Source organism: Trebonia sp., assembly GCF_030042015.1.
GTDB lineage: Bacteria > Actinomycetota > Actinomycetes > Streptosporangiales > Streptosporangiaceae > Trebonia.
The window spans coordinates 1-9,731 of the sequence record NZ_JASIAL010000269.1 but is presented as its reverse complement, the minus strand read 5'-3'; the positions used below and the strand labels follow the sequence as shown (position 1 = coordinate 9,731).

8 protein-coding genes and 1 pseudogene are annotated in these 9,731 nt (G+C 71.8%); 5 read left to right on the top strand and 4 right to left on the bottom strand.

The window, feature by feature from the left end:
• On the bottom strand, positions 1 to 379 hold a 379-nt coding region (locus Q1N79_RS14415), incomplete at its 3' end, for an aldehyde dehydrogenase family protein (RefSeq protein WP_300609314.1).
• A 19-nt stretch (positions 380 to 398) separates the two neighbouring features.
• A complete protein-coding gene (locus tag Q1N79_RS14410; protein WP_300609312.1) occupies positions 399 to 1,895 on the bottom strand; it encodes an aldehyde dehydrogenase in 1,497 nt (498 codons plus the stop codon).
• A 276-nt stretch (positions 1,896 to 2,171) separates the two neighbouring features.
• On the opposite strand from Q1N79_RS14410, the gene Q1N79_RS14405 reads away from it, so the two are divergent.
• Both Q1N79_RS14405 and Q1N79_RS14400 read left to right on the top strand, forming a co-directional pair.
• Entirely contained in the window at positions 2,172 to 3,629 is a 1,458-nt protein-coding gene (locus tag Q1N79_RS14405) for a benzaldehyde dehydrogenase (protein ID WP_300609310.1), read from the top strand.
• A 106-nt stretch (positions 3,630 to 3,735) separates the two neighbouring features.
• A complete protein-coding gene (locus Q1N79_RS14400; RefSeq protein WP_300609308.1) occupies positions 3,736 to 4,275 on the top strand; it encodes a PadR family transcriptional regulator in 540 nt (179 codons plus the stop codon).
• A 65-nt stretch (positions 4,276 to 4,340) separates the two neighbouring features.
• On the opposite strand, the gene Q1N79_RS14395 is transcribed toward Q1N79_RS14400, so the two are convergent.
• Positions 4,341 to 5,411: a class I SAM-dependent methyltransferase gene (locus Q1N79_RS14395; RefSeq protein WP_300609307.1), complete on the bottom strand. Its 1,071-nt coding sequence runs from the start codon at positions 5,409 to 5,411 to the stop codon at positions 4,341 to 4,343.
• Between the two features lie 374 nt (positions 5,412 to 5,785).
• Here Q1N79_RS14395 and Q1N79_RS14390 point away from each other — a divergent pair, with 374 nt between their 5' ends.
• A complete protein-coding gene (locus Q1N79_RS14390; protein WP_300609305.1) occupies positions 5,786 to 7,273 on the top strand; it encodes an aldehyde dehydrogenase family protein in 1,488 nt (495 codons plus the stop codon).
• Positions 7,274 to 7,576: 303 nt separating this feature from the next.
• Here the strand turns inward: Q1N79_RS14390 and Q1N79_RS30680 are convergent.
• A pseudogene (locus tag Q1N79_RS30680) lies at positions 7,577 to 7,921 on the bottom strand (cyclopropane-fatty-acyl-phospholipid synthase family protein); the annotation flags it as partial.
• A gap of 257 nt (positions 7,922 to 8,178) precedes the next feature.
• On the opposite strand from Q1N79_RS30680, the gene Q1N79_RS14385 reads away from it, so the two are divergent.
• Together Q1N79_RS14385 and Q1N79_RS14380 are read left to right on the top strand one after the other, a co-directional pair.
• Entirely contained in the window at positions 8,179 to 8,952 is a 774-nt protein-coding gene (locus Q1N79_RS14385) for a CDP-alcohol phosphatidyltransferase family protein (protein WP_300609303.1), read from the top strand.
• A partial coding sequence (locus Q1N79_RS14380) for a glycosyltransferase family 2 protein (RefSeq protein ID WP_300609301.1) occupies positions 8,949 to 9,731 on the top strand: 783 nt, incomplete at its 3' end. The genes Q1N79_RS14385 and Q1N79_RS14380, both read left to right, overlap by 4 nt.

Genomic DNA, 9,731 nt, shown 5'->3' with positions numbered 1-9,731 from the left:
CGTCGAGCTCGGGCGCGTACTGGGCGGCCTGGTGGAACCGGCCGGCGAAGACCAGCAGGTCGATGGTGGCCTCGAAGCGCACCTTGCCGTTCTCGCGGGACAGGATCTCCGCGCGGGCGTCGGCGTCGGCGTCGAGGCCTTCCAGCGCCTTGAGCACGATCGGGACGCGCTCGGCGGTGGTCAGGGCCGACCACGCCGGCCATGCCCGCTCGGCCGCGGCCACGGCGTCAAGCGCGTCGTCGGCCGAGGCCGCGGCGGCGTACCCGATGATCGCGCCGGTGTGCGCCGGGTCGTACACGGGGAAGCTATCGGCGGTGAGCCGTTCTTCGCCGTTGATCAGCAGCGGGGTGCTGACGTCGGCGTCGCTGACTGCTGTCATCTCTTATCTGGCCTCGTTTCTAGAAGTCGATGCCCTGGTAGGCGGCCGTCGGTTCGTCGAGCAGCATTGCCTTGGACTCAAGGAACGGCAGCAGTCCGTCCACACCGCCCTCGCGGCCGATGCCGGACTGCTTGAACCCGCCGTGCCCCATGTCGAAGTCCGACTTGAATCCATTGTGGCCGATGGCCCCGGTGCGCATCCGCCCGGCGACCTCGCGGGCCCGCTCGACGTCGCTGGTGAACACGGCGCCGTGCAGCCCGTAGATCGTCTCGTTGGCGATGCGCACCGCGTCGTTCTCGTCGTCGGCGGGGATGACGGACAGCACCGGGCCGAAGATCTCTTCCTGCGCGATGACGGACTTGTTGTCGACGTTGCCGAACACCGTGGGCTCGACGTACCAGCCGCGGTCGAGGTCCTTCGGCCGACCGCCGCCGGTGGCGAGGGTCGCGCCGGTCTCGACGCCCTTGGCGATGTAGCCCTCCACCCGCGTGCGCTGGCGCTGCGCGGCCAGCGGGCCCATCTGGCTGCTTGGGTCGAACGGGTCGCCGACCTTGACCTTGGAGAACGCGGCGGCGAGCGCCTCGACCATCTCGTCGTGCCGCGGCCTGCTGACCACGATCCGCGTCAGCGACGCGCAGACCTGACCGGACAGCAGGCATTCGGCCATGGCCAGCGACCGCGCGGCGGTCTCGATGTCCGCGTCGTCGAGGATGACCGCGGCCGACTTGCCGCCGAGCTCCAGGGTGCAGCGGGCGATCCGCTCGCCGCAGATCGAGGCGATCCGGCGCCCCGCCGCCGTGGACCCGGTGAAGGTGATCTTGTCGACGCGGGGGTCGCGGACGAGCAGCTCGGAGACCTCGCGGTCGGCGGTGAGCACGTTGAGCACGCCGGCCGGCAGGCCGACCGCCTGCGCGGCCTCCGAGATCAGGTACCCCTCGCCGGGCGCCTCGGGCGAGCACTTGAGGATGACCGTGCACCCCGCGATCAGCGCCGGGGCGAGCTTCATGCTGATCAGCCCCATCGGCGCGTTCCACGGGATGATCGCGCCGACCACGCCGACCGGCTCCTTGACGACCAGCCCGAAGCCGCCGCGCGCCGGGTGCCGCGGCGTCTCCCAGCCGAACGTGCCGGCCAGGTCCGCGTAGTAGTCGAACGTGTGCTTCGCGCCGAACGCGGCGCCCTTGGCGACGGCCTCGAGCACGCCGGACTCGCGCGGCCACATCTGCGCGATGTCGGCGGACCGCTTGACGACCTCCTCACCGAGCGCCCGCAGGTACTCCGCCCGCTGTGCGTGCGACAGCCGCGGCCACGGGCCGTTGTCGAACGCCTCCTTGGCCGCGGTGACCGCGCGGTCGATGTCGGCCGCCTGCGCCTCGGCGACCGTGAGGTAGACCTGCTCGGTGTGCGAGTCGATGACGTCGATGGTGGCGTCGGATGACGGTGTTACCCACTCCCCGCCGATGAAGAAGCGATCCGTGTGCTGGATCGGGACGTTGACCTCGTTCGCCAGGGTCATCTGGGGTGCCCTCCGAATCCGTCCCCCCTGCTGCCGTGCGCGCGGGCATGGCACAGGAGTCCTAGTCTCACTGTGACTTGAAGCCTAGGCCAGGGCGCGATGGCCGCCAAGAGGCAGGCCTGACAAGCGGGGCGGCGGCAAAGTTGGGAGATCCAACAAGCGCCGCGCCCGGCGTATCGTAGTGCCGTTCGGTAGTCCCGTTGTGGCCATTTTGGACAAGGTGCCCGAGCGCCGGCCGCGCAGCGCCGGCGTGCCTACGCGAACCGGGAGCGGATCATGACATTCCTCAAAGACGAGACCTGGCAGGGCCGGGTGTACTCCGGCGGCTGGGTGACGCCGGAAGGCGGCGCGGCCGCCGTCATCGAGCCGGCGACCGGCCGTGAGCTCGCCCGGACGGGGATCGCCGCCCCGTACGACGTGGTGCGCGCCGCGCGGTACGCGGCCGCGGCGCAGCCGGCCTGGGCCGCGACCCCGCACACGCAGCGGTCGGCGATCTTGCGCCGGGCCGCCGACATCTGGCAGGCGAACGCCGCCGAGATCGAGCAGTGGGTGATCAGGGAGAGCGGCAAGATAGGCCCCGCGGCCCAGTTCGAGACCCACGTCGCCACCGGCGAGATCTACGAGGCGGCCACGCTGCCGTCCCGGCCCTACGGCGAGCTGCTGCCCAGCGAGCAGCCCAGGCTCAGCTTCGCCGAGCGGGTCCCCGTCGGGGTCGTCGGCGTGATCGCCCCGTTCAACTTTCCGCAGATCCTGGCCATCCGCTCGGTGGCGCCCGCGCTCGCCCTGGGCAACGCGGTCGTGCTCAAGCCGGACCCGCGCACGGCCGTCTGCGGCGGCGTCGTGCTCGCCCGGGTCTTCGAGGAGGCCGGGCTTCCCGACGGGCTGCTGCACGTGCTGCCGGGCGGCCCGGACGCCGGGGAAGCCCTGATCACCGACCCGCTCGTCCGGCTGATCTCGTTCACCGGCTCGACCGCGGTCGGCCGCCGGGTCGGCGAGCTGGCGGCCCGCCACCTCAAGCGGGTCCACCTGGAGCTCGGCGGCAACTCCGCGCTTGTGATCCTCGACGACGTCGACGTGGCCCAGGCGGCATCGGCCGGCGCCTGGGGGTCGTTCCTGCACCAGGGCCAGATCTGCATGACCACCGGCCGGCACATCGTGCAGGAGTCCGTCTACGACGACTACGTGGCGGCGATCGCGGAAAAGGCCTCGCACCTGCCCGTGGGCGACCCCGCAACCGGCCAGGTCGCGCTCGGCCCCATCATCGACGTGCGGCAGCGGGACAAGGTGCACGCCCTGGTCACGGCCAGCACCGCCGCCGGCGCCAGGCTCGCCGCCGGCGGCACCTACGAGGGCCTGTTCTACCGGCCCACCGTGCTCGCCGACGTGACGACCGAGATGCCCGCGTACGCGAACGAGGTGTTCGGCCCGGTCGCCCCGGTGCTGAAGTTCAAGACCAGCGAGGAGGCCGCCGAGATCGCCGCCCGCAGCGACTACGGGCTGTCCCTCGGCATCCTCACCAAGGACGTGATGCGTGGCCTCGACCTGGCCCGCCGCATCCCGACCGGCATCGTTCACATCAACGAGCAGACGGTCGACGACGAGCCCAACGTGCCGTTCGGCGGCATCCTGGACTCGGGGACCGGCACGCGGTTCGGCGGCACCGCCAACCTCGACGCGTTCACAGAGACGCGCTGGGTCACGATACGCGGCGACATCGCGCCCTACCCGTTCTGATCCGTCATTCTCTTCGTCTTTCCCGGCCTTTCCCGGCCTTTTCCTGCCCCGGCGGCGTGCCTCTGCCTGACGCGGGCACGCCGCCCGGGCCGCTACCCTCGGTCCCATGGACGCGCAGCCGTCGTTGTCGGTGCCTGAGTGGCTCGTGCTTGCCATCTTGGGCCAGCAGCCCATGCACGGCTTCGCGGTCGCCCAGCTCACCGCCCCCGACGGCGAGCTCGGCCGGATCTGGCAGATCCCCAAGGCGGTGATCTACCGCTCCATCGGCCGGCTCGTGGACGCCGGCCTGATCACGCCCGAGGGCACGGAGCCTGGCCAGGGCCCGCAGCGGACCGTCTACGCCGCGACGGAGGACGGCCGCGCCGCCGCGCTGGTCTGGCTGTACACCCCCGTGGACCACGTCCGCGACATCCGCTCGCAGCTGCTGCTCAAGCTCGCCCTGCTCGACCGCGCCGGAGACGACCCGGCCGGCCTGCTCCGCAGCCAGCGGGAAGTCCTCGAGCCGATCGCCAGCGCGATCGAGGCCAAGCGGACCCAGAGCGGCGGCTTCGAGGCGACCCTGCTCGCCTGGCGCCGGGCCATGGCCCTGGCCGCGCTGAACTTCCTGGACATGATCACGACCGCCACGGCGACCCCCCGCGCCTGAAAATGTTCGGGGTTTGCGTTGCCATGGCAACGCAAACCCCGAACATTCCGCCAAGAGCTGCCCGCTTACCGCCGGACGGCCAGCGCGAAGAAGCGGTCTGCCGCGTCGTCGTAGGCGGTCAGCTCCCACCCGGCCGCCCGGGTGGACAGCTGCAGCGGGCCGGCCGCGAGCGGCTCGTCCGGGCTGAGCGTGCGGCCGTGACGCGCGCCGAGCGCCGCTCGCCCCGTCGGGTGGAACAGCACGAGCCGTCCGCCCTGGCGGGTGATGCGCGCGAGCTCGCGCAGCCCGGCCACGGTGTCTGGCAGGTGATTGACCAGCCCAGCGGCGAACACCGCGTCGGCGCAGGCGTCGGCAAGCGGCAGCCGGCGGGCGTCCGCGAGCAGCAGCGCGGCGTGCGCGTCCCGGCCACGGCAGTTCGCCTCGCGGAGCATTTCCGGCGTGATGTCGACGGCGATGACGGTGCCGCGCGGGCCGACCGCCTGGCGCAGCGCGGGCAGCGCGCGGCCGGTGCCGCAGCCGACGTCGACCACCGCCCCGTCGCGCCGGATGGCGGCCTCGGCGATGGCGGCGGCATAGGCGGCCATGTCGTCGCCGAACTTGGTGTCCCAGGTCGCGGCCCGGGCGGCGAAGAACGCGCGGGTCTCGGTGAGGTACCACCGCCCGTGCCCGGCGAGCGGGACGGCGACGCGGCGGATCACCGGCCAGCCCGGGTCGTCCATGTCGACGACGATCGCGGCACCGGACTCGCCGTCCTGCCGGGAACCGCCGCCGCGGGCCGCCGGCGTCGGCGCGGTGCGCACCACGATCACCACATCCCAGTGCCGGCTGGAGCGCCAGCCCGGGCCGTCGGCCAGCCTGACCGCCTCCGCGCCCGCATCGCCTCCTGCGCCGGCGGCAGGCAATCGGGACGACGGAGACAGCCGCACGCAGCGCCGCCCGTCCGCGTTCAGCGCCGCGGCGAGCCGGGCGGCGAGCAGCGCCGGCTGCGCCCCGTCCCCGTCGACCAGCACGTCCAGCCCATCCGCGCCCCCCGCGGGCAGCAGGCCAGCGATGCCGTCCAGGAGCTCCTCCCACCGGGCGCGGCTGGCGCCCGTCATGGCGAGCGGCTCCGCAACGGGCGGCTGACGGGATGGCATGCCACCATCATGCAGATTCCGGAGATGAGCGGGCAACGTTCGCCCCGCCACCCGGCAGGCCTACGCCCAGCGAGACTACCAAACGAGTTTTCGTATGATCGGGGATATTTACTGCCCTCATAGCAGGGCGACCTCAATTCCGCATAGGTGACGACGCCACCCCACGGACAACAGCGCCCCTTGTGCCAGCCGACCTCGTGTTGTCTCATTGTGACTACGTCGAGGCCCGGCTCGCGCGTTCGCACACGCCGCCGCGGCCAGCGCGCGGCCACTGCGGGCAAGCTGCAACGGGCAAGCCGCCAGCCCACCCGCGAGAGGGCCAGCCGCAACGGGGTGGCTGCCTCCGCCGCGCGGCAAGGGAGATGAGTACGAGCATGACAGTGACCGTGGACCGCAGCGTCGAGGAGTTCACCGCCGCACCCAGGCAGCTGTTCATCAACGGCCAGTGGGTCAGCGCCGCCTCAGGCAAGACGTTCGACACGCCCAACCCGGCCACCGGGGAAACCCTGGCCAAAGTCGCGGAAGGCGACGCGCAAGACATCGACCGGGCCGTCCGCGCCGCCCGCAGCGCCTTCGACGACGGGCCCTGGGGCCGCCTTACCCCATCAGAACGCGGCCGCATCATCTGGAAGATCGGCGACCTCATCCTCGAGCACGCCGAAGAACTCGCCCAGCTCGAATCGCTCGACAACGGCAAGCCGTACCCCGTGGCCCTCGCCGCGGACATTCCGCTGGCCGCCGACATGTTCCACTACATGGCCGGCTGGGCCACCAAGATCGAGGGCAACACGATCGACATCTCTGTGCCCTACATGCCGGGAGCGAACTTCCACTCCTACACGCTGCGCGAACCGGTCGGCGTGGTCGGCCAGATCATCCCGTGGAACTTCCCGCTGCTGATGGCCGCCTGGAAGCTGGCGCCCGCGCTGGCCACCGGCAACGTCGTGGTGCTCAAGCCGGCCGAGCAGACCCCGCTCACCGCCGTCAAGCTGGCCGAGCTGATCGCCGCGGCGGGCGTGCCCGACGGCGTGGTGAACGTCGTCACCGGCTTCGGCGAGACCGCGGGCGCCGCCCTGGCCGCGCACCCGCACGTGGACAAGGTCGCGTTCACCGGCTCCACCGAAGTCGGCAGGCTGATCCTGCAGGCCGCCGCCGGGAACCTGAAGAAGGTCACGCTTGAGCTCGGCGGCAAGTCGCCCAACATCGTCTTCGACGACGCCTCGCCCGCCGCCGTCGAGGGCGCGGCCAACGCCATCTTCTTCAACCACGGCCAGTGCTGCGTCGCCGGCTCCCGGCTGTTCGTCCAGGAGGGCAGGTTCGACGAGGTCGTCGAGGGCGTCGCCCAGATCGCCCGGTCGATCCGGCTCGGCCCGGGCATGGAGTCGGGCACCCAGATGGGCCCGCTGGTCTCCGACGAGCAGCTGCGCCGGGTCACCGGGTACCTGGAGTCCGGCCTGGCCGACGGCGCCACCGCGGTCACGGGCGGCGCCCGGCACGGCGACACCGGCTACTTCGTCGAGCCCACCGTGCTGACCAACACCACCCCGGACATGAAGGTCGTCCGCGAGGAGATCTTCGGCCCGGTGGTGGTGGCCGCCCCGTTCAGCAGCCTGGACGACATCGCGGCGGCCGCCAACGACACCGAGTACGGCCTCGGCGCGGGTATCTGGACCCAGGACATCTCCAAGGCGCACGCCCTGGCCAAGAAGATCCGGGCCGGCACGATCTGGATCAACTGCTACAACGTGTTCGACGCCTCGCTGCCGTTCGGCGGCTACAAGGAATCGGGCTGGGGCCGCGAGATGGGCCGCGAGGTGCTCAACAACTACACCGAGGTCAAGGCGGTTACAACGCTCCTGTAACCGGAGAAGCCGAGGCTGAGGCCGGGATCCCCGCACCCGGTCTCGGCTGTCGGCGGGCACGGTGCCGGGGATAACCCGGCGGGCGATGAACTGCCGCCGCGTCCCCTCGTCGTGAGAGTCGAGCACCTCGAAGCCGTCGGGCAGCAGTACGGCCGGCTCGCGATTGCGCATGCACCACGAGAGCGGAAACGACGGCCGGGCCCGGAGTTCCTGTGTCGTGAACGCCCTCCAGGCGATGATCCCGCCGGGCCCGACAGCATCCGCCCCGGCCAGAAACGCCGCCCGGTCCCAGTAGCCGGTGCACAGCACGAGAGCGAAACGGTTCCGCTCGGCTCGCCAGGTGGTCACGTCCGCCTGCACCAGGCTGATGCGGTCCTCCAGGCCACGGCGCCGGGCCTCGGCGCCCAGCGCATCGAGCGCCGCATCCGACACGTCGACTGCCACGACCCGCCGGCCTGACCCGGCCGCCAGCAACGCGCTGCCGGACCGGCCGCAGGCCAGTTCCAGCACCGGACCAGGCGGCGCCAGCGGCAGGACGTGCTCTGCCAGTGGCCTGGCGATGAAGTCGGCCGCTGGCCGGCTGGCGTAGCGCTGGTTCCACCGGACTCGGTCGGGGTGGTCGGCCAGATCGGGCGGGATGTCTCCCATGCCACGGGAGGCTAGCCCAGCCGTAACCGGCCGACGCGCGAGGCGTGTGGCTGGATCGTGATCCAGCCGCACACCTCCGCGGTGCGGAAATAGCCAGGCGAGAACTCGGCGCGCCCGACTCCCGCCGGGCCGTGGTGTCCAGCCTGAGCTGAGCGGCCCAGCCCGCCTACCATTGTTCGGCAGATAGCACGGTCCCGGGATGGCGCAGTCCCGAGACAACTACGGTCCCCACGGCACGCCAGCCAGAGCGGAGGAGCATGTCCCGGCCAACGATGGACGAGGTGCGGGCCCAGGGTCAGCCGCGCTGGGTCGTCGAGCGGGTCAACGACGAGCACCTGTTCGGCCGCCTGTACATGCGCAAGATCTCGCCGCGGGCGACCTGGCTGCTGGCCAGGCTCGGCTGGTCACCCAACGGAGTCACTACCGCGTTCGTGGTCTGCGGGGTCGCCGCCGGGGTCGTGATCGCCTTCGGCGGGCTGGCCACGGCGATCATCGGGGCGGTACTGGTCCAGCTGGCGCTGCTGTTCGACTGCGCCGACGGCGAGCTGGCCAGGCTCCGCAACCAGACCTCGGCGACCGGCATTTACATCGACCGGATCGGCCATTACCTGTGCGAGTCGGCGATGCTGATCGGCCTCGGCTTCCGGGCGCAGGGCGCGCTGACCACATCGGGCCGGTACGTGACCGCGGGCCTGGCCGCCGCCGTGCTCGCCTGCCTGGTCAAGGCCGAGACCGACAACGTCGTGATCGCCAGGGCGGTGCAGGGCCTGCCGGCCGGCCACGAAAGCGCGGCGCTCCAGCCGCGGTCGGCCGGGCTTGCCTCGCTGCGCCGGGCCGCCAGCCTGCTGAAGGTTCACCGCATCATCCAGCAGATCGAGCTGTCGGTTCTGGTGCTGCTCGCGGCTATCGCGGACCAGATCAGGGGCGGCCTGCTGGCCACCAGGGTGCTGCTCGTCGCCGCTTTGATCGTGGCCGCGCTGATGGTGGTCGCGCACCTGGCCGCGATCGTGGCATCGAAGCGGCTCTCATGAAGCTGTCCTGCGTGATCATCACGATGGGCACCAGGCCAGCCGAGCTTGAGCGCGCGATCGCTAGCACCGCACCGATGCGCGAGCAGGGTGTCCAGCTCGTTTTGGTTGGGAACGGGTGCGACCTCCCGCCGACCCCGTCCGGCGTGACAACGGTCCGGCTGCCGGAAAACCTCGGGGTGGCCGGCGGACGCAATGCCGGCGTGGCGGCCAGCACCGGCGAGGTGGTCATGTTCCTGGACGACGACGGCTGGTTCAGCGACCCGGGCCTGGCCGATCACGTGGCCGGGCGGTTCGCCGCCGATCCGCTCCTCGCGGTGCTGGCCTTCCACGTGGTTGACCCGGCCGGCGGCGCTGGCGTGCGGCACCACGTTCCCCGGCTGCGGGCCGATCCCGACCGGTCCTCGCAGGTCACCACGTTCGTGGGCGCCGGGTTCGCGGCCAGGCGTTCGGCCTGGGCGCAGGCCGGCGGCCTGCCGGAGGACTTCTTCTTCGCGCACGAGGAAACCGACCTGGCCTGGCAGCTCATCGAGCGCGGCTACACCCTGGAGTACGACGCGCAGGCCCAGATGTGCCACCCGCCGGTGTCGAACGCCCGGCACGAGATCTGGTACCGCTACGACGGCCGCAACCGGGTGCTGCTGGCCCGGCGGAACCTGCCCTGGCCGCTGGCCTGCTGGTACCTGTTCGACTGGTTCGCGCTGACGGTCATCAGGGAACGGTCGCCGGGCGCGCTGCGGACGTGGCTGCGTGGCTTCGCCGAGGGCTGGCGGACCGACCCC